The sequence below is a fragment of the Anaerobacillus sp. ABD4_527 genome, from assembly GCF_056160805.1.
This window is the reverse complement of the sequence record NZ_JBSWXZ010000001.1, coordinates 1,214,362-1,233,475: the sequence shown is the minus strand read 5'-3', so window position 1 is coordinate 1,233,475 and position 19,114 is coordinate 1,214,362. Positions and strand designations below refer to the sequence as shown.

20 protein-coding genes and 1 other annotated feature are annotated in these 19,114 nt (G+C 42.1%); of the genes, 16 read left to right on the top strand and 4 right to left on the bottom strand.

Annotated features, from left to right (window positions below):
• Positions 1-4 precede the first annotated feature (4 nt).
• The 11 genes from minD to pheA all read left to right on the top strand — a co-directional run bounded on the left by minD (position 5) and on the right by pheA (position 8,196).
• Positions 5-805 carry a septum site-determining protein MinD gene (minD, locus tag ACXAHI_RS06575; protein WP_474846834.1) on the top strand — a complete coding sequence of 267 codons (801 nt, stop codon included), beginning with the start codon at positions 5-7 and terminating at the stop codon, positions 803-805.
• 123 nt (positions 806-928) lie between these two features.
• Positions 929-1,663, top strand: coding sequence for a peptidoglycan DD-metalloendopeptidase family protein (locus tag ACXAHI_RS06570; RefSeq protein ID WP_474846832.1), 735 nt, complete (start codon positions 929-931; stop codon positions 1,661-1,663).
• Complete coding sequence (locus tag ACXAHI_RS06565) at positions 1,663-2,490, top strand: M50 family metallopeptidase (protein ID WP_474846830.1); 828 nt, start codon at positions 1,663-1,665, stop codon at positions 2,488-2,490. The genes ACXAHI_RS06570 and ACXAHI_RS06565 overlap by 1 nt, the downstream gene beginning before the upstream one ends.
• Positions 2,491-2,523: 33 nt before the next feature.
• Entirely contained in the window at positions 2,524-3,672 is a 1,149-nt protein-coding gene (locus tag ACXAHI_RS06560; RefSeq protein ID WP_474846828.1) for a ribonuclease E/G, read from the top strand.
• A 73-nt stretch (positions 3,673-3,745) separates the two neighbouring features.
• Positions 3,746-3,821: a sequence feature (ribosomal protein L21 leader region), on the top strand.
• Positions 3,822-3,833: 12 nt separating this feature from the next.
• On the top strand, positions 3,834-4,142 hold the full coding sequence (rplU, locus tag ACXAHI_RS06555) for a 50S ribosomal protein L21 (RefSeq protein ID WP_224878599.1): 309 nt from the start codon (positions 3,834-3,836) through the stop codon (positions 4,140-4,142).
• 11 nt (positions 4,143-4,153) lie between these two features.
• Positions 4,154-4,486: a ribosomal-processing cysteine protease Prp gene (locus tag ACXAHI_RS06550; protein WP_270179443.1), complete on the top strand. Its 333-nt coding sequence runs from the start codon at positions 4,154-4,156 to the stop codon at positions 4,484-4,486.
• Positions 4,487-4,499: 13 nt separating this feature from the next.
• Entirely contained in the window at positions 4,500-4,790 is a 291-nt protein-coding gene (gene rpmA, locus ACXAHI_RS06545) for a 50S ribosomal protein L27 (RefSeq protein ID WP_224878597.1), read from the top strand.
• A 180-nt stretch (positions 4,791-4,970) separates the two neighbouring features.
• Positions 4,971-5,504 (top strand): Spo0B C-terminal domain-containing protein, encoded by a 534-nt coding sequence (locus ACXAHI_RS06540; RefSeq protein WP_474846826.1) that lies wholly within the window; start codon positions 4,971-4,973, stop codon positions 5,502-5,504.
• Positions 5,505-5,513: 9 nt separating this feature from the next.
• Positions 5,514-6,797 carry a GTPase ObgE gene (gene obgE / locus ACXAHI_RS06535; RefSeq protein ID WP_270179441.1) on the top strand — a complete coding sequence of 428 codons (1,284 nt, stop codon included), beginning with the start codon at positions 5,514-5,516 and terminating at the stop codon, positions 6,795-6,797.
• Between the two features lie 76 nt (positions 6,798-6,873).
• On the top strand, positions 6,874-7,323 hold the full coding sequence (locus tag ACXAHI_RS06530) for an ACT domain-containing protein (RefSeq protein WP_270179440.1): 450 nt from the start codon (positions 6,874-6,876) through the stop codon (positions 7,321-7,323).
• Positions 7,324-7,332: 9 nt separating this feature from the next.
• A complete protein-coding gene (gene pheA, locus ACXAHI_RS06525; RefSeq protein WP_474846824.1) occupies positions 7,333-8,196 on the top strand; it encodes a prephenate dehydratase in 864 nt (287 codons plus the stop codon).
• Positions 8,197-8,269: 73 nt separating this feature from the next.
• Here pheA and ppdK read toward each other — a convergent pair whose 3' ends face one another.
• Together ppdK and ACXAHI_RS06515 are read right to left on the bottom strand one after the other, a co-directional pair.
• Positions 8,270-10,936 (bottom strand): pyruvate, phosphate dikinase, encoded by a 2,667-nt coding sequence (gene ppdK, locus ACXAHI_RS06520; protein WP_474846823.1) that lies wholly within the window; start codon positions 10,934-10,936, stop codon positions 8,270-8,272.
• Complete coding sequence (locus tag ACXAHI_RS06515) at positions 10,936-11,754, bottom strand: pyruvate, water dikinase regulatory protein (protein WP_474846821.1); 819 nt, start codon at positions 11,752-11,754, stop codon at positions 10,936-10,938. Before ACXAHI_RS06515 ends, ppdK begins: the two co-directional genes overlap by 1 nt.
• Positions 11,755-12,091: 337 nt before the next feature.
• Between ACXAHI_RS06515 and ACXAHI_RS06510 the strand changes: the two genes are divergently transcribed.
• Positions 12,092-13,324: a threonine synthase gene (locus tag ACXAHI_RS06510; protein WP_474846819.1), complete on the top strand. Its 1,233-nt coding sequence runs from the start codon at positions 12,092-12,094 to the stop codon at positions 13,322-13,324.
• A gap of 4 nt (positions 13,325-13,328) precedes the next feature.
• Here the strand turns inward: ACXAHI_RS06510 and ACXAHI_RS06505 are convergent, their stop codons facing one another.
• Together ACXAHI_RS06505 and ACXAHI_RS06500 are read right to left on the bottom strand one after the other, a co-directional pair.
• Positions 13,329-13,844, bottom strand: coding sequence for a CBO0543 family protein (locus tag ACXAHI_RS06505; protein WP_474846817.1), 516 nt, complete (start codon positions 13,842-13,844; stop codon positions 13,329-13,331).
• A gap of 196 nt (positions 13,845-14,040) precedes the next feature.
• Positions 14,041-14,580 carry a 3H domain-containing protein gene (locus ACXAHI_RS06500; RefSeq protein ID WP_474846815.1) on the bottom strand — a complete coding sequence of 180 codons (540 nt, stop codon included), beginning with the start codon at positions 14,578-14,580 and terminating at the stop codon, positions 14,041-14,043.
• A gap of 264 nt (positions 14,581-14,844) precedes the next feature.
• Between ACXAHI_RS06500 and safA the strand changes: the two genes are divergently transcribed.
• The 4 genes from safA to ACXAHI_RS06480 all read left to right on the top strand — a co-directional run bounded on the left by safA (position 14,845) and on the right by ACXAHI_RS06480 (position 19,093).
• Complete coding sequence (safA, locus tag ACXAHI_RS06495) at positions 14,845-16,641, top strand: SafA/ExsA family spore coat assembly protein (protein WP_474846813.1); 1,797 nt, start codon at positions 14,845-14,847, stop codon at positions 16,639-16,641.
• A gap of 139 nt (positions 16,642-16,780) precedes the next feature.
• Positions 16,781-17,527, top strand: coding sequence for a hypothetical protein (locus tag ACXAHI_RS06490; RefSeq protein ID WP_474846811.1), 747 nt, complete (start codon positions 16,781-16,783; stop codon positions 17,525-17,527).
• A gap of 76 nt (positions 17,528-17,603) precedes the next feature.
• On the top strand, positions 17,604-18,230 hold the full coding sequence (locus tag ACXAHI_RS06485) for a YhcN/YlaJ family sporulation lipoprotein (protein ID WP_474846809.1): 627 nt from the start codon (positions 17,604-17,606) through the stop codon (positions 18,228-18,230).
• A 113-nt stretch (positions 18,231-18,343) separates the two neighbouring features.
• Positions 18,344-19,093, top strand: a complete 750-nt coding sequence (locus ACXAHI_RS06480) for a YebC/PmpR family DNA-binding transcriptional regulator (RefSeq protein WP_474846808.1) — start codon at positions 18,344-18,346, stop codon at positions 19,091-19,093.
• The last annotated feature ends 21 nt before the right edge of the window (positions 19,094-19,114 follow it).

Sequence of the window (19,114 nt, the reverse complement as noted above, 5' to 3'; positions counted from 1 at the left end):
TTGTGTGGGAGACGCTATAGTAATCACTTCCGGAAAAGGAGGCGTGGGGAAAACCACGACTACAGCAAACATCGGAACAGCTCTTGCACTAATGGGCAAAAAGGTATGTCTAGTTGATACGGATATCGGCCTTCGAAATTTAGATGTCGTGATGGGGCTTGAAAATAGAATTATCTATGATCTCGTCGATGTCGCTGAAGGCAGATGCCGACTTCATCAAGCTTTGATCAAAGACAAACGTTTTGAAGCGCTGTATATGTTGCCTGCCGCTCAGACGAAGGATAAGTCGGCCGTGCAGCCGAAGGAAATGAAGAAGATCATTGAAGAATTGAAGCAAGATTATGATTATGTTCTTATCGATTGTCCTGCGGGAATCGAACAAGGATTTCAAAATGCGATTGCTGGAGCAGATAAGTCTGTTGTAGTAACAACACCGGAAACATCTGCGGTACGCGATGCTGACCGTATTATCGGACTTCTTGAAAAAGAGGAAGGCATCGAAGCACCAAAGCTTGTTGTAAACCGCATTCGAAACCACATGATGCAGAGTGGTGAGATGCTCGATGTGGATGAGATCGTGTCGATCCTCGCAATCGATCTATTAGGAATTGTCGGTGATGATGATACCGTTATCCGTGCCTCCAACAAAGGAGAGCCCATCGCACTCGACCCAAGTTCGAAAGCTTCTATCGCATATCGCAATATCGCTCGAAGAATTCTTGGTGAATCTGTGCCCCTTCTCTCTCTTCAAGAAGAGAAAGGCGTGTTTACAAAAGTAAAGAAATTCTTCGGAATGCGTTCATAAGAAACCGGCCATCGTGCCGGTTTTTTTGTTGGTGTTTTACCTCGTTTCTGTACAAATCCAATGACATAACCCCTCCGGACAAGTCATAGACTGAATACTACGGCTAGGAGGGAGGGGTGAGCGATGGGAAGGGATATAAATGAGGTCAGAAAGCGACTGAATGCAAGGAAGAAACATCGTCATCCGGTGAGGTCGACATCGCATAGCGAAAGAAAAGGGGAGCAGCCGCATTTCCATCAAACAGAGGTGACCTTTCATCCATTATTTAATAAGCAGGCGTTTCTCATACGAGCCATGATTGCTGCTTGTTTGTTTTTAGGTGCAGGCATCTTATTTAAATCTGAAAGTGAAAAGCTTCTACCAGTTAAGGGATATGTAACGAATATGATGGAGACTGAATTTCAGTTTGCAATGGTGAGAGGTTGGTATGAAGGAAAATTCGGTAATCCTGTTGCTTTGATCCCAGACGGGGAGGATACGACGACTGCAGGAGAAACTCCTGTTTTTGCATTACCTGCAAATGGGAAGGTTCTTGAAGATTTTCAGTCCACTGGTAAAGGCATCATGGTAGAAACGGTCTTAAGTACAGAAGTAGAAGCCATCAATGCGGGTGTGATCACCTATGCTGGTGAAAAAGAAGGAATCGGTAATACGGTTGTCATTCAACATGCTGACGGAAGTGAATCTTGGTATGGCATGTTAGAGTCAGTCGATGTCTCATTATATGATTTTGTGAAAACAAAAGACAAATTAGGAAATGTGACGAACTCAGAAGATGGTAAAACAGGTACGTTCTATTTTGCAATAAAACAGAACGAGGCTTTCGTTGACCCTCTTCAAGTTGTCCCAATCGAATAATGCTTCGAAAGCTGACTATTCATCCGTTGTTTTGGGTCACAATAGGATTAGCAATCATAACGGGCAGATTCAGGGAGGTCATTTTACTCTTTAGCATCGTATTCATACACGAAATGGGTCATGCAATGACAGCGAATTATTTTCGTTGGCGAGTAAACAAGATTGTCCTCCTTCCTTTCGGTGGTGTAGCTGTTGTAGATGAGCACGGTAATCGCCCCATCTATGAAGAATTTCTCGTGATCCTTGCAGGGCCATTGCAGCATGTATGGATGATTGGTGCCGGATTTCTCATTTTTGAGGCTGGAATCATTACCGATACTCTGTTCGACCTTTTTTTGTTTCACAATATGATCGTTTTGGTATTTAACCTTTTGCCTATATGGCCACTAGACGGTGGGAAATTATTGTTTTTACTCTATACGATCCTCTATCCGTTTAAGGTTGCTCATCGATCGATGATCTACTCATCTGCACTGTTTTTATTCGTTCTTATCCTTATTACAAGTATCTGGTTTCCAGAGCAGCTGAGTTTATGGATCGTGATTAGCTTTCTAGTTGCTGCACATATAAAAGAGTGGAAGCATCATCCTTATATTTATTTCCGGTTCTTACTCGATCGCTATACTAGAGTGTATGATGGAAAAGAAGCAACGCTTTCTGTGATGCCAAATATGAGGTTGAGTGAAGTTCTCTCAAAGCTATACAGAGGAAGGCGGTACACGATTACAATTAAAGAACTCAATGTGAGCGCGGATGAAAAAATGCTGCTTGAAGCCTATTTCCAAAAAAATAAGCTAAGATGTGCAGTTGGTACACTTTTCAGATAAACTAAAGAAAATGATCAAAGGGTGTAAAAAGGAATGCAGTTACTTGTTCTTGAGAAAGACGATTCGAGAGTCGTCGCTATTCAGAAGGAAGACGAACTCATCGACCTATGGATTGAGAAGCGTAATCGTTTCAAACCATCGCAGGGCGATATTATTCTTGGTGTCGTCAATAATGTGGTAAAAGGAAAGAACGCAGCTTTTGTTTCGCTTGGAGGAGGAAAGCCAGGGTTATTGAACGGTAGTGAAACGATACAAGCGCAGAGGAACAAGACAGTCGGCGAGACACCTCCGGCTGTTTCTGATTTTCTAGAAGTTGGACAGGCTCTTTTAGTTCAAGTAAAGCATGAAGGGTATGACCGGAAAGGCCCCCTCGTTACCGAGCTCATTCATTTAGCGAGTGATACATTGGTTTATATGCCTTATGCAGGCTACTCTGCTGTGGCAAAGTCTATCAAAGATAGAGACGAATTGTTATCGATCGCAAAAGACCATTGCGTCGGTGAGGAAGGCGTCATCTTTCGTACGAAAGCAAAAGAGTTGAGTGCTGATCAATTGGTCGAAGAGCTTACATATAAAAGGAATGAATGGAAAACAATTATTGAGAAAGCATCTAGTAGGAATCCCCCAGCAAGAATTGTGAAATCGAATGACAGACTTGAAAAGCTATACCCGATCGATCGGATTGATCACGTGGTGACAAACTCTCCAAACGCTGCAAACGAGTTCATACAACTTGGGTTAAATCCAAGTTTTATTGAGGTTGATGAAAATCACACTAACATAAGACTACTGAAGGAAAAGATAGCTGAACTTACTAGACCAACCGTGAAGGTAGGAAAAGCATTCGTTCATATCGAGTCAACTAGCGCTCTTACTGCAATCGACATCGACACCGGGGGAGCGGCTTTTCAATCTATTGAAGAAACGCATAAAAGTGTAAACGAAGCTGCTGTTCTTAAGATCATGGAACAAATTAGATTAAGGAATATTTCTGGAACGATCTTGATCGATCCGCTCCCAATGGTAGAAAGTGACAAGAATGAGCTGTTAAAACTTCTAAAAGAAGCCGCCAAAACGGACTCGAGAATGGTGGTAGGTGGCTTTACGAAATTTGGATTGATCGAGCTTCAGAGAAAGAAGGATGGTTTGCCGTTTCATAAGCTTTTGTTAGAGCTTGATTAACTCGAAATAATCGCATTGACACGGTATTTTCAGCTATGGTATGATTTAGTGGTTAGTTCGTTTGGAAGCACCCAAAGAGCTACAACCGCTCAAAATCAGGTTTCTAAGCTAGTGTTCTAGCACCTGTAATGGCGAGTCTGAGTATTAGAGGAGGTGCACGTATGTACGCAATTATTGAAACTGGTGGTAAACAAATCAAAGTTACTGAAGGTCAGGAAGTTTACATCGAGCTTCTTAACACAGAAGCAGGTGAAACTGTTACTTTTGACCGTGTGCTAATGGTAGGTGGAGATGACGTTAAAGTTGGTTCTCCTATCGTAGAAGGCGCTACTGTAACTGGTAAAGTTGACAAGCATGGTAAAGGTAAGAAAATCACGGTTTATAAATATAAGCCAAAGAAAAATTACCGTCGTAAGCAAGGCCATCGTCAGCCTTACACAAAAGTAGTCATTGACAAAATCAACGCATAAGGGTTACTGACATGATTCGTTTCAAAGTGAAACGCGATTCACATGACAGAATCATTTCATTCTCTCTCTCTGGACATGCAGATGCTGGACCTCATGGTTATGATATCGTGTGTGCTGGTGTATCTGCTGTAACGTTCGGGGCGGTTAATGCAATTGAATCCCTTTGTGATGTAGAACTCATAATTGACATGGAAGATGAAGGGGGCTATCTCAGTTGTACAGTTCCTGCCCGTTTAGAGCAGCGTACGGATGAGAATGTTCAACTTCTTCTTCGAGGAATGGAAGTTTCTATTTCCTCAATTGCCGAAGAATACGGTAATCATATTCAAATCACTCACACATAGGAGGTGGGACATTATGTTGAAAATGAACCTTCAGTTTTTCGCATCCAAAAAAGGTGTAGGTAGTACGAAGAACGGTCGTGACTCAATCTCCAAGCGTCTTGGAGCTAAGAGCGCAGATGGCCAAATCGTATCCGGTGGCTCTATCCTTTTCCGTCAGCGTGGAACTAAGATTTATCCTGGTACAAACGTTGGCCGCGGTGGAGACGACACTCTATACGCGAAAATCGATGGCGTTGTAAAGTTTGAGCGCCTTGGACGTGACCGCAAACAAGTAAGTGTATATCCAGTTGCGAAAGAAGCGTAAGCAGCTAAGAAAAACTCTAACCGTTCGGTTAGAGTTTTTTGATACGATGGACTTTAATAACTAACAGTCGAGTGACGATGCACGATGAAAAACAACTAGGAATCGATTTCGTTTGAAAACAATATGGAATGCAATTATTGTTATAATGAAGGAAATGGATAGAGTATTGGGAGTGCAAATATGTCTAAAAATTGGAATACCTTTGAAGTACTGCGCCATTCTCGACATGATTGGTTGAATCGTCTGCAGTTAATAAAAGGGAACCTGGCCCTCGATCACATAGACCGAGCTAAGGAAATTATCGAAGAGATTATTATCCAGTCAAGACAAGAAGCAAAATTATCGAATTTAAATGCCCCAAAACTTACAGAATATATACTGACGTTTAACTGGTGTAACCATTTATTTCAGTTGGATTTCGAAGTCATCGGGGATGAATACGATATATCTAGCTATGAAGCAGAACTGATTGAATTAGTTGCTCGGTGTACAGAAGCGATCGAAGAACAGGTGACCTATCCTGCAGATCATCACTTACTGTTGACGCTTCAGCTGTATCATGAAGAAATTCATCTAGTTTTTGATTTTCAAGGTGAGTATGCTAATTCACAAAAGCTCAAAGATGAATTCGAGAATTTTGAAATCAAAAGTGCTCATCTAACTCGATTTGAACACTCAGAAAATGAGCTTGTAAGCACGTTTTTGATTAAATGAGGTGAAAGAATGTTTGTAGATCAGGTCAAAATATTTGTAAAAGCTGGCGATGGCGGAAACGGCATGGTAGCTTTTCGTAGAGAAAAATATGTACCAGACGGTGGACCTGCTGGAGGAGATGGAGGAAAAGGCGCAAGCGTCATCTTCGAAGTTGAGGAAGGTCTCCGTACTCTTATGGATTTCCGTTATAACCGTCACTTTAAGGCAAAGACCGGTGAACATGGTCGTTCGAAGAACCAGCATGGCCGTGGGGCTGAAGATATGGTCGTTAAAGTTCCACCTGGAACGGTCGTTTCCTATGCAGATACTGGTGAACGAATTGCTGACTTAACTGAGCACGGTCAACGCGCTACGATTGCAAGAGGTGGTCGTGGAGGAAGAGGAAATACAAGGTTCGCTTCTCCATCAAATCCTGCTCCAGAGCTATCAGAGAATGGAGAGCCGGGAGAAGAGAGAGAAGTTACTCTTGAATTGAAGGTCCTCGCAGACGTTGGTTTAGTCGGATTCCCTAGTGTAGGGAAATCGACGTTATTATCAGTTGTTTCCGCAGCAAAACCGAAAATCGCTGCGTATCATTTTACAACGATCGCACCGAACCTAGGTGTTGTCGATACGAAAGATGGACGTAGTTTTGTAATGGCTGATCTTCCTGGACTTATTGAAGGGGCACATGAAGGTGTTGGCTTAGGACATCAGTTCCTAAGACACATCGAGCGTACGCGCGTTATCGTTCATGTCATCGATATGTCAGGGATGGAAGGCAGAGATCCATTCGAAGATTATGAAAAAATTAACGAGGAACTAAAACAGTATAAGATGCGTCTTATGGAACGTCCTCAGATTATCGTTGCGAACAAAATGGACTTGCCTGATTCTGAAGAGAATCTGAAGATCTTTAAGGAGAAGCTTCAAGAAGACTATCCGATCTATCCGATCTCAGCAGTTACAAGACAGGGGTTACAAGAACTTCTATTTGAAATCGCAGACAAGTTAGAAACGACGCCTGAATTCCCGCTCGACGAGGAGAAGGAAGAAGAAAGCAGAGTCGTTTACCGTCATGAGAAAGAAGCGCCTGATTTCTATATAACGCGTGATGACGACGGTACATTTATTGTGAACGGTCCTCGTATTGAACGACTCTTCAAGATGACAGACTTTGATCGTGAAGACAACGTTCGCAGATTTGCTCAACAAATGCGTAGCTTGGGCATTGATGAGGCATTGCGTGAACGAGGAGCGGAAGATGGAGACGCTGTTAGGATCCTTGAGTTTGAATTTGAGTTTGTAGATTGATCTAAGCAGAAGACTGTCCATATGGACGGTCTTTTTTGCAAATCTACTCGTGATTAGGAGAGAGGTGAAAGAAGTAATGAGTAATGGTGAGAAAAACTTTTTCTTAGTACGTGAAGACGTCTTATCCGATTCCATGCTAAAAACACTAAAGGCTAAGCTACTGCTAGAAAGTGGCGCTGCAGATTCCGTTAGGGAAGCGATCGATCAAGTAGGAGTGAGCCGTAGTGCTTTTTATAAATATCGTGATACGATCCTTCCATTCCATACGATGATCATCGAACAGATCTTCACGCTCTCGATTCACTTAGAAGATCGCTCAGGAGCTCTATCTAACGTTTTGAGCACCGTTGCATCACTCGGGTGCAATATCCTTACAATCAACCAGACGATACCTCTTCAAGGATATGCGACCGTTATCTTGACAATGGAAATAGGAGAATCAGACTTGCAATTGAATAGCTTAATCGATAGAATCAAACAGATTGAAGCTGTGAACAATGCAGAAATTATCGGCTCAGGAGCATAGGGGGAAGACATGAAAAGTCAATCGAAAATTGGTTTTTTAGGTCCGGAGGGGACCTTTACCGAAATCGCTGCTAAAACATTGTTTGAAAAAGAAGATAGAATACCGTTTCCTACGATCAAGACTTGCCTTGAAGCGGTTGAAGAAAGTCGTATCGATTACGGAGTCGTACCATTAGAAAACACGATTGAAGGCTCCGTCAATATGACCCTCGATCTACTGTCTCAGCAAGTTTCACTTCCAATAGTAGGAGAACTTGTACTACCGATTCGTCAGCATTTACTCGTCTTACCAGAACTAGAAAATTTGAGTGATATCAAGACGGTTCAGTCCCATCCTCACGCCATCGCTCAATGTCATCATTTTCTTCAACGCGAACTTCCTGAAGTTGAATTAAAGAATGTTGCTTCGACGAGTGCAGCGGCTGAGTTTGTAAAGGATTCAGGTGATACTCGTGAAGCTGCCATCGGTAATGATCTTGCTGCGGAAAAATACGGATTAAAGATAGCGAGGTCAAACATTCACGATACAGAAGATAATGATACTCGCTTTTTAGTCGTACATAAAACACCTGAGCCTTTACCAAGGACTTCCCTTTTTAGAGAAGATCGGGTCACGTATAAGATTATTCTTCCGTCCGATTATCCAGGTGCTCTACATCAAGTGCTTTCTGCATTCGCATGGAGAAATCTCAACTTAACGAAAATTGAGTCGCGTCCGATGAAAACGGGCCTTGGGAATTACTTCTTCATAATCGACGTCGAAAGACCGAACAAAGAAATTTTGTTAAAAGGCGTAATGGAAGAGATTAAGGCATTGGGAATCGGGATCTCAGTGCTAGGTGAATATCCATGTTTTGTAGTCAACGGGAAATAGAAAGGCAAGAGGGTTGCCCCTCTTGCCTTTTGTTTTTCACAAGATTTCGGTAAAGGTTTCAATACTGTACTAGTTAATTGTATTGGAGACTCTTATTATTCTCCTTGCGGATCGTAGCCTGTGCGGCCGCAAGCCTTGCGGAAGGGACGCGGAAAGGTGAGCAGCTTACATAATTCAATCCTTTTTGGAAACAGAAATCGATCGACTCCTTTTCTCCACCATGCTCTCCGCAAATTCCCGTTTTTAAAGTAGGTTTTGTTTTCCTTCCTAGTTTGACACCACTTTCGACTAATTTTCCAACACCGTCCTTATCTAATGAGACGAACGGATTTTTAGGGAGGATGTCGCTCTCCACATAATGTTGGAGAAACTTGCCTTCAGCATCATCTCGACTAAAACCATAGGTTGTTTGCGTGAGGTCATTCGTTCCGAAAGAGAAAAAGTCTGCTTCTTCTGCAACTTGGTCGGCTGTTAGTGCAGCACGTGGAGTTTCAATCATCGTCCCAACAAGATAATTGAATTCTTGACCTGTTTCTTCCTGCAGTTTATTCCCGATCGTGACCACAAGCTGACGCATCTCTTTTAGTTCGTTCACATGGCTCACCAGTGGAATCATGATCTCTGGTTTCACGCTTATTCCCTTTTTCATCACGTTTGCCATCGCGTTAAAAATAGCGATAACTTGCATTTCATAGATCTCAGGGTGGATCATTCCCAAACGACAACCACGATGTCCTAACATCGGGTTAGATTCCTCCAATACTTTCACTTTTCGGAGGAGATTTTGTTTCTCTCGCAACTCGTTTGAGTCTGGATCCGTAAGTTGTAGCTTAGTCACCTCAACAAGAAGCTCTTCTTTGTCTGGTAAAAACTCATGAAGCGGTGGGTCTAATAACCGTACTGTAATGGGATGGCCCTGCATGGTTTCAAAAATTCCCTCGAAATCTTCTTGCTGCATAGGGAGGAGCTTTTCAAGTGCTTCCTTCCGTTCATCAGTTGTTTCAGAGAGGATCATATTTCTTACTGTAGGAATGCGTGAAGCATCCATAAACATGTGCTCTGTACGGCAAAGTCCAATGCCTTTCGCTCCAAAGTCGAGTGCTTTTTTTGCATCGATTGGATTATCTGCATTCGCTCGTACTTCCATATTTGCTTCTTCATCTGCCCAGCGAAGGAGTAATAGGAAATCGTCGGATAGCTCTGGTTCAATCATTGGAATTTCACCGAGATAGATGTGACCTGTTGAGCCATCGATCGTAATGGTATCTCCTTCATGAACAGTTGTGGACCCTACCATAAATTGCTTCGACTCAAGATTTATTTTTAATGAATCACATCCGCATATACAGGCTTTTCCCATCCCTCGAGCTACGACAGCTGCATGGCTCGTCATGCCACCTCTGCTCGTAACAGTTGCTTGAGCAGCCACGATTCCATGAATATCATCAGGTGTCGTTTCAGGACGAACGAGGATGACTCTTTCTTTATTCTTTGATCGAACCTCAGCTTCATCCGCATCAAAAACAACGATTCCTGTGGCTGCGCCTGGGGAAGCGGGCAAGCCGGTCGTTAACTGACTACTCTTATGGTTAGGATCGAGGCGGTGGTGCAGAAGCTGACTAAGCTGATCAGGATCGACGCGTAATAGCGCTGTCCGTTGATCCATAATCTTTTCCTTTACCATTTCTACAGCAATTCGAATCGCTGCTTGAGCAGTTCGTTTTCCTGTTCGCGTTTGAAGGATAAATAGTTTTCCGCGCTCAACAGTAAACTCAATGTCCTGCATATCTTTGTAGTGATCTTCTAATAGGTTGCACGTATCTACCAATTGCTTAAACACATCTGGCATTTCATCTTTTAGGGTAGAGATCGGACGTGGAGTACGAATCCCTGCAACGACATCCTCGCCTTGCGCGTTGATTAAATATTCTCCATAAAGCTTTGACTCTCCAGTGGATGGATTACGGGTAAAAGCCACGCCAGTTCCAGAATCTTCTCCCATATTTCCAAACACCATGCTTTGAATATTAACAGCTGTTCCAAGATGACCCGGTATGTCGTGGAGACGACGATAAAGGACTGCACGCTGATTGTTCCAAGAATCAAACACGGCATCGATCGTAAGGAATAGTTGGTCCTTTGGATCTTCAGGAAAGCTCCTGTTCGCTTGTTGACGTACGATTGTTTTGAATTCTTCGATCACTACTTTCCAATCTTCGGCTGATAGTTCCGTATCAGATTGGTATCCTTGTTTTTCTCGAAAGTCTTCTAGCAGATGCTCAAAATGGTAGTGATCAACATCTAGCACGACATTGCTGAACATTTGAATAAAGCGACGGTAAGAATCATATGCGAAACGAGGATTGTTTGTAAGTTCTGCCATGCCTCTTACGGTATCATCGTTCATTCCGAGATTGAGTACAGTGTCCATCATCCCTGGCATCGAATGAACAGCTCCTGATCGTACCGATACGAGGAGTGGATTGATCGGATTTCCAAATTGTTTATCAGTTTTGTTTTCAAGTGTTTTTAATGCTTCTAATACTTGTGATTTGACTTCAGGAGAAATCGTTTGTCCAGCATCATAGTAGGCTCTGCAAGCGGCAGTAGATATTGTAAAACCGTACGGAACGGGCAAGCCGATACGCGTCATCTCTGCTAAATTTGCTCCCTTACCGCCGAGTAGTTCCTTGCCGCCATTTTTGGAATGATCAAATAAGAATACAAATTTGTTGTCCATTATATAAAGCTCTCCCTTTTATTAATGATGGATAATATAATGTCAGCTGTCTCTTCAATCGCTTTATTAGAAACATCGATCACTGGACATCCTATTCGTTTCATAATGTTTTCTGCGCTTGTCATTTCATCGAAGATTCGATCGAGAGATGCGTAGTTAGCAGAGTTTGTTAATCCAAGACTCTTCAATCGTTCTTTTCTGATTTCATATAATTTCTCAGGCGAAATCATCAACCCGATGCATTTCTTTCTTGGTACATTAAAAAGTTCTTGAGGAGGAGGAACTTCTGGAATGAGCGGTATATTCGCTACCTTATATTGTTTGTTAGCTAAGTACATTGAAAGAGGCGTTTTCGATGTTCTAGACACCCCGACTAACACGATGTCTGCATGCTTTAGTCCCCAAACTTCCTGACCATCATCGTATTTTACAGCAAACTCAATCGCTTCTACTCGTTTAAAATAGTCCTCGTCTAGCTTCCGCATTTGTCCAGGCTGACGACGTGGCTCCATATTAAATTTTTTTGTAAAGGCGTCTAACAAAGGTTGCATCAAGTCAACAACGACCACCTCTTCTTGATGTGCTTTTGCATCTAAATGGTGCTTTAAATCCTCTAAAACAATCGTGTAAGCGATGATGGAATTACTATACTTGGACGCAGTAATAACATTATTAATGTCCTGTGTGTTCTCTACATAAGAAAAGTGTTTAATATCGACTTCTCGGCCGAAAAATTGGCTTGCTACAGCTTTTACCACTATTTCGGCGGTTTCACCTACAGAATCAGATACAACATAGACCGTTTCCTTATTCGTCACTATCAATCTCCTTTTCTCTTAGGATTTAAATTCGTATGGACTAGAATTCTATGTATAGGAAATAACATACTAATGTGACACTATATAATTATAAAGCATTTAAATATAGTGTAATAATTAATATATAGTATAACACTATTAATGGTATTGTGTATCCTAAAAGTCAATTGGTTTTCAATAAATTTTAATGTTCAATATTTATGCGTAATAAATGTAGGGTGATAATATCTTTTCTTATTAAAAATTTTGTTCAATAGAACTGTAAAAATCGTTCTGTTATACTTGGTTATACTACTTATGTTCAGAAAATTCAAATAAAAATACTGGAGGATGAGCGATGAAATACAGTTTTGTTTCTCATTTGTACTGTCCAAAGTGTAGTAAGAACTATGACACGGAGGATCAAAATCAGCTCTGTAAATGCGGGTCGCCGTTACTTGTTGCGTATCACATGGAAGAGCTTAAGAAAGCGTGGCGCCCTGAACACCTTAATGGACGTCGACCTGATTTATGGCGTTATCATGAGCTACTTCCTGTCGGAAGGGAGGAGAACGTCGTCTCATTAGGTGAAGGCATGACTCCTATCATTAAGATGGATGTCATTGGAAAAGACATGAACATTCCAAATCTCTATATGAAAGATGAAGGCCTTGTGCCAACCGGTTCGTTCAAGGCAAGGGGAGCAGCAGTTGGTGTCTCAAAAGCAAAAGAAGTGGGTGTGACGGAGCTTGCGATGCCAACGAACGGAAATGCTGGGGCAGCCTGGTCGCTTTACTGTGCAAGAGCAGGTATTTCATCTACGATCGTCATGCCAGTTGACGCGCCAGAGGTAACAAGAAAGGAGTGCCTTGCGGCGGGTGCGAACCTTTTTCTTGTCGATGGACTGATCGGTGATGCTGGGAAAATCGTTGCGAACGCTGTGAAAGAGTATGGAATGTTCGATGCTTCAACCCTTAAGGAGCCTTATCGGATAGAAGGAAAAAAAACGATGGGGCTCGAGATTGCTGAGCAGTTTCATTGGGAAGTGCCGGATGTCATTCTTTATCCTACAGGTGGCGGTGTGGGGTTGATCGGTATATACAAGGCGCTTAGAGAATTGCAAGAGCTAGGGTGGATCGATGAAATGAAAATGCCGAGACTCGTCGCTGTTCAAAGCGAAGGGTGTGCTCCAATCGTGAAAGCCTGGGAGGAAGGACTATCTTATGCAGAACCGTGGCAGGATGCCTCAACGATAGCATTTGGAATCAACGTTTCGAAAGCGCTAGGAGATTTTCTAATTCTTGATGCGATTAGGCAGACGGAAGGGTGTGCGATATCGGTTAGTGAAGATGCTATCATGAGTGAATTAAGAACAGTTTCGTCTTCTGAAGGCGCATTCGTTTGTCCAGAAGGTGCGGCGGCGTTCGCAGCAGCGAGAGCGCTTCGGAAGCAAAATTGGATAAAGGAGAATGAAAAGGTTGTTGTACTGAATACAGGAGCTGGAATAAAATACCTGAATACGATTCAAGGCGATGTAAGGGTGTTGCATCCAAAAGAGACGTTAGTGATGGACAAGGATGTATCTCGTTAAAAAGCTATCTCATTTTTACAAGCGGCACTTCAAAAATCATACATAACATTGCGATAAAAACGAAGGAAAGCACCCAGGTGAAAATCGGATGACGTTGGTGTAGTGGGATAAAGGTAAACGTTGTCACGTTAAACAAAATCGACCACCATAATGACCAATCGTTTTTGTATACAATATAATCTACTTGTAGAACGATCGCTTCAAGGCCTGAGAAGATGCCTACCCATAAGAGAAAACGGATCAATCGCTTTTTGAAAGAAGCTGGGTAGTTCGTTAAATACATTAGGACGACAACAGGAAACTGGGTAAAGATGATCCAGAAATCAAGAAGTGTGTGATTAGGAAAAACGCCCGTCACATCTTCCCATTCCCATGTCGGGTACTCGTATGTAATCACGTTATAAAGCACTGCATTGATGACCATATAAAGCATTGTTGGGTAGTATCGCTGCCAGTTCTTCCAGTCTCCGTAGCGGATGGAAGCAAGAAGAAAGAGTGCCGAAACAAAAATTGATATCATGATCATCGCCTCTTAAACTCGTCGTTGCTTTTAGTATGCTCGAAAATAGAATCAATAGTAAATTATTTACAAATATGCAGCGTGCAAAACTTTCTGATCATCGAATTGGTATTTAAGGATTTGATTACATTTAATATTGAAATAGCTTGGGGCACCCTTATACAACAGGGTGCCCCTCATAAAACTATTTCTGCTCCTACTCTAAAAGGAAACCCTTTTTGCGCAATGCGCTACAAACAGCTTCAATTTGTGCTTCGGAATTTGCTTCGATCGTGTGAAGGTGGATACCTGAAGTTAGTTCAGAAAGTAAAGAAGCATTTGTAGCAGATAATCTTGCCATAAATTGATCAGCCTCAAGTCGATTGCTTACAAACAGCGAAGCGTGTAAGTCCCCATATAAAGGGTGTTCAACCGTTACGTCCTTAACCGTACCCCCATTATCTACGATTGTATAGAGTTCTTCTTTCGTTTGTTCATGAGAATGTTTGCACGCTACAATACGTTTTGTTCGTTCGTTTTGTTTATTGTTTTCAAACATCACATATCCTTGTGATGTTGCTATGATCGGTTCATTTCTAGCTTTTAAAAGGGATATATCCTGAACGATTACTTGACGACTCACATTTGTTTTTTGTGATAAATCGCTCCCAGTAAGCGGTTTATCAGCCTCTTGTAACCACTTTTTAATCAGTGAGCGTCTATCTTCTCCTAATATCTTTTCTCCATCTCTTGGCAATACGAATACCCCTTTCTATCTAGTCCACCTTTATTATAGCGTCCGCCATTAATAACTTGAATAATAAAATTGATGATACTATTATAGAAAACTTATTTCGAAGATGAAAGTGCTTGATTTTTTTATACACGATACATATGAAAAGCCCTCACGGCATATTTATGTCATGACCTATGCCTAAAAAAAAGGTAGCAATCTGCCTAGTTGTGCATACACTGTACTGAATTTCAATGTACTGACTTTGTACAGGAGGGAGTTTTCATTTTGAAAATACATGTCGTTCAAAAAGGCGATACGTTATGGAAAATCGCTAAGAAATACGGCGTAAATTTTGAAGAGTTAAAAGCTGTAAATACGCAGCTGAACAATCCAGATATGATTATGCCAGGTATGAAAATTAAAATACCTTCAGGAACAGTTCCTGTTAAAAAGAAAGAAATGCAAATGAAGAAAAAAGAGATGTTCAAGAAGAAAGAAGCACCCAAACAGGTGAAACCAAAAGAAAAACCATCTATTAATATGCCGATCAATAATGAATTAAATATGGGTCTTAATATGAATATCATGCCTGAGAAAGAAAAGCCTAAACAGGTAAAGCCTGAAATGAAGAAACCTGAAGCAAAAAAACCAGAAGCGAAAAAGCCTGCAGCAAAGCCTCAGAAAAAAGCAAATGAAAAGGCAGCAAAGGGAAAAGCTGAGAACTTATTTTATCCAATGAGTGACGATGAAGTGTTGAGTGAATTTGAATCTTCCTCAGGAATGGGGATGCCTGCACCTCCAAATGCTAATCACGGTAATGTAGCAGGTGCTCAAAAGGGTAATGGAGGCTATCCAGGATCCGTCGCGGGTGCGCAAATGGGGCACGGAAACCAGGGCTATCCGAATTCAGTGGCAGGCGCGTATATGAATCATGGAAATCAAGGTTATCCAGGATCCGTAGCCGGAGCACAAATGGGGCAAGGGAACCAAGGTTATCCAAATTCAGTGGCAGGCGCGTATATGAATCACGGAAATCAAGGTTATCCGGGATCCGTAGCCGGAGCACAAATGGGTCATGGTAACGAAGGTTATCCGGGATCAGTGGCAGGCGCGTATATGAATCACGGGAATCAAGGCTATCCGGGAAATGTAGCCGGAGCACAGATGGGTCATGGAAACCAGGGTTATCCAGGATCAGTGGCAGGAGCGCATATGAATCACGGGAATCAAGGCTATCCAGGGTCCGTAGCTGGAGCTCAAAAAGGGAACTATTATGACGACATGGAAAGTGATGGTTCAGACGTAGCCGGGGCATATGAGGGCAATAACGGTTACCCAGGCTCAGTGGCTGGCGCATATCAAGGGAATAATGGGTATCCAGTAGCCGGAGCGCACATGGGCAATAATGGCTATCAAGGCTCTGTAGCGGGAGCGCATTCACCTAATCAGCAATTGGCAGGAGCTTATGGAAACAACGGTTACCCTGGTTCTGTAGCTGGTGCGCATATGGGTAGCAATAAAGAAAATTACTCCGGAGACATGGAAAGTAGTAACGGAATGGATGTAGCAGGAGCTTATGGAAACAATGGCTATCCAGGCTCAGTGGGAGGTGCCTACGGAAACAACGGTTATCCTGGAGCGGTAGCTGGTGCACACCAAGGTCCGAATGCGAATATGCCTGGTTATCCTTCCGTAGCGGGAGCACAGATGGGGAACCAGGGCTATCCAGGCTCAGTTGCAGGGGCGTATAACTCTGGCAATCACCAATATCCAGGAGCAGTAGCTGGGGCGCAATCTCCATATGCTAATAAAGCGAATGAAGAATATCCAGAAGCAGTTATGGGCGCACAAGGAGGATATCCTAATCAAAACGTAGCTGGAATGATGTCCCCTTATCCAAATCAACCGATGGTTTCCCCTTATCAACAGCATGACTGTGGGTGTGGATCCCAGGTTTCTCCATACCAGCAAATGCCTTACGCAAACCCTTACTATGGGAACGCGAACATGGTGCAAGGAGCAAACAAAGCACCTATGATGGATTATATGGATATGGAAAGTAGCTATGCTGAGTCACGATAACCATCACGAGGAACGTATCCTGAAAGGGGTACGTCCTTTTTTTCATTCGATAACCTGTGTTAAATCAAATGTTTATCGTGGAATAACTCATAATGGAGAGAGTGTCTTCATAAAAGGAGCTAAAAGATATCAAACTGTATTGAAGCAGATTATGCTTTCACAAAAGTGTCCATTTTCGTTTATGAAAATTGTTCCTTTTGAGGATGGTGAATGGATAAAAGCTAGTAATGGTCTCTTTTGGATTTGTACGTTAGCTGAAGATGGAAGCGCTCTTGATTACTCAAGAGTTGAAGAAAGAAAGCTTGCTGTTGAAAAGCTAAATCACTTTCACAAGGAATCATATGGTTTAAGGGGAGACGGTTTCTTTCGTGTTTCACTGAAGAGAAAATGGATGAACAGGTTGATGAAGTTTGAAGAAAGTATAAACACAATTGGTGACAATGAACTGATAAAGCTCTATACAACAATTGGACATCACGTTCTTGAAGAAATGGATGACGAATTGAATTACTTAGAGCATAAGGCGTTTGAAGAGGGCTGCATCGTTCATGGAGATCCTGCACATCATAATTTTATCTATAATCGAACGAAATTGATGCTGATCGACGGTGACCTCGTATCATACGCACCTAGAGAATACGATTATTTGCAATTGATGATTAGAATGCTTCCATTTAGCGAGTGGTCTCTTGATGAGTGGTTTTCTTATAACATCCTTAGTATTAAAAATATATTGAACAACCCAACTTATACAAAACTGCTCGCTTTTCCTGCAGATTTTTATCGTGAGTGGCTTATCGATCCTGAAGGAAGAGATGAACTTCTACGGAAAACACTCGTTGAACATGATAAGAGATATCCAGCTATGCTACGCCTTTTGAGTTAGTCCCTTTCTTGCCAAGACATAACAGATTAATTTGGAACACCTCCTGCCATGCTAATAATGAAAGGAGGTATTTCATATGAAAAAAACAGTAGTGACACTCTCCACATTGATGCTTGCTGGAGGTCTAATAGGGTGTACAGCAGATAACGAAGCTATGGACACGCGCTATAACGATTCGGGTCGACCAATCGGTTATTATACGAGTGAAGATAATAATAACGATTATCGAGAAGGCGCATTTACAGATATGATCGACAGAGATTATGCCAATGGTGTAAAAGCTCCCGATGAGAAGCAGATCGATAAGCGTCATGGTATGAATGGTCCTGGGTATATGCGTAACGGCGAGGATTATTCTGGATATGATAACAATCTTTCGCAGCGACTCGCAGATCGCATCGAGAAGCTAAAGACTGTTGAAGATGCACGTGTCATCGTGTATGGAGATCAAATCATGATCGGTGTTGAAACGAATAGAGACGACCGAGAAGCTGTTAAAGATCAAGTTCGCAGTGAAGTAGCGAAGCTCGCGAAACAAAAAAATGTTTCGATCTCGACTGATAAAGACGTTGTCAACAGAATGGGCCGTGTTGATGATCGCCTCGAAAATGGCGATGGGTTCGAAGAAGTTCAAGCAGATGTGAATGGCATTTTAAATGACATTTCGAGTGCAGTTCAACGTCCGTTTCAAAACAATAGATAATATAAGAAGAACAGGGTTCTCCCTGTTCTTTTTGTATGATTACGTTTAGTGTATCCACCTGATTTCATGTGTTATAGTATATGGACGAAATCAGTTGGAAGGGGATATTGACGATGGCAGGACATTCGAAGTGGAAAAATATACAACGAAGAAAAAATGCTCAGGATGCAAAACGTGGTAAAGTATTTATGAAGCTTGCGAAAGAGATTTTTGTTGCAGCCAAACAAGGTGGTGGGGACCCTGAGACAAACCCGGCCCTTCGATTAGCTGTTGATAAAGCAAAATCCTCGAACATGCCAAATGACAATATCGATCGTGCGATAAAAAAGGCTACTGGCGATTTAGATGGTGTTAATTATGAAGAGATCGTCTATGAAGGGTACGGTCCTGGCGGTGCTGCTGTAATGGTCGAACTCTTAACAGACAATAAAAATCGAACGGCTGCAGAAATTCGTCATGCGTTTAGTAAGAACAAAGGCAACATGGGCGAGAACGGATGCGTAGCTTTTTTATTCGATCGTAAAGGACTGTTTGTTATCGATCGAGCTGAAAATGATGCAGATGCTGATGAGTTGATGTTAGAAGTAATCGATGCAGGAGCAGAGGAAATGGAGACTCATGAAGATTCATTCGAAATCTATACCGATGCACAGGAATTTCAAGCAGTAAAGGAAGAGCTTGAGAAGAGAAATATTATCTTTTCGTCTGCAGAAATTACGATGATTCCTCAAACATATGCTCCTCTTGGGGAAGAAGATGGAATCGATATGTTAAAACTGATCGACATGCTCGAGGACAATGACGATGTTCAAGAAGTTTATCATAATGCTGAGATAAGCGACGAGGTATATGAGAAGTTTTGAAGAGCTACATGGTGATGTAGT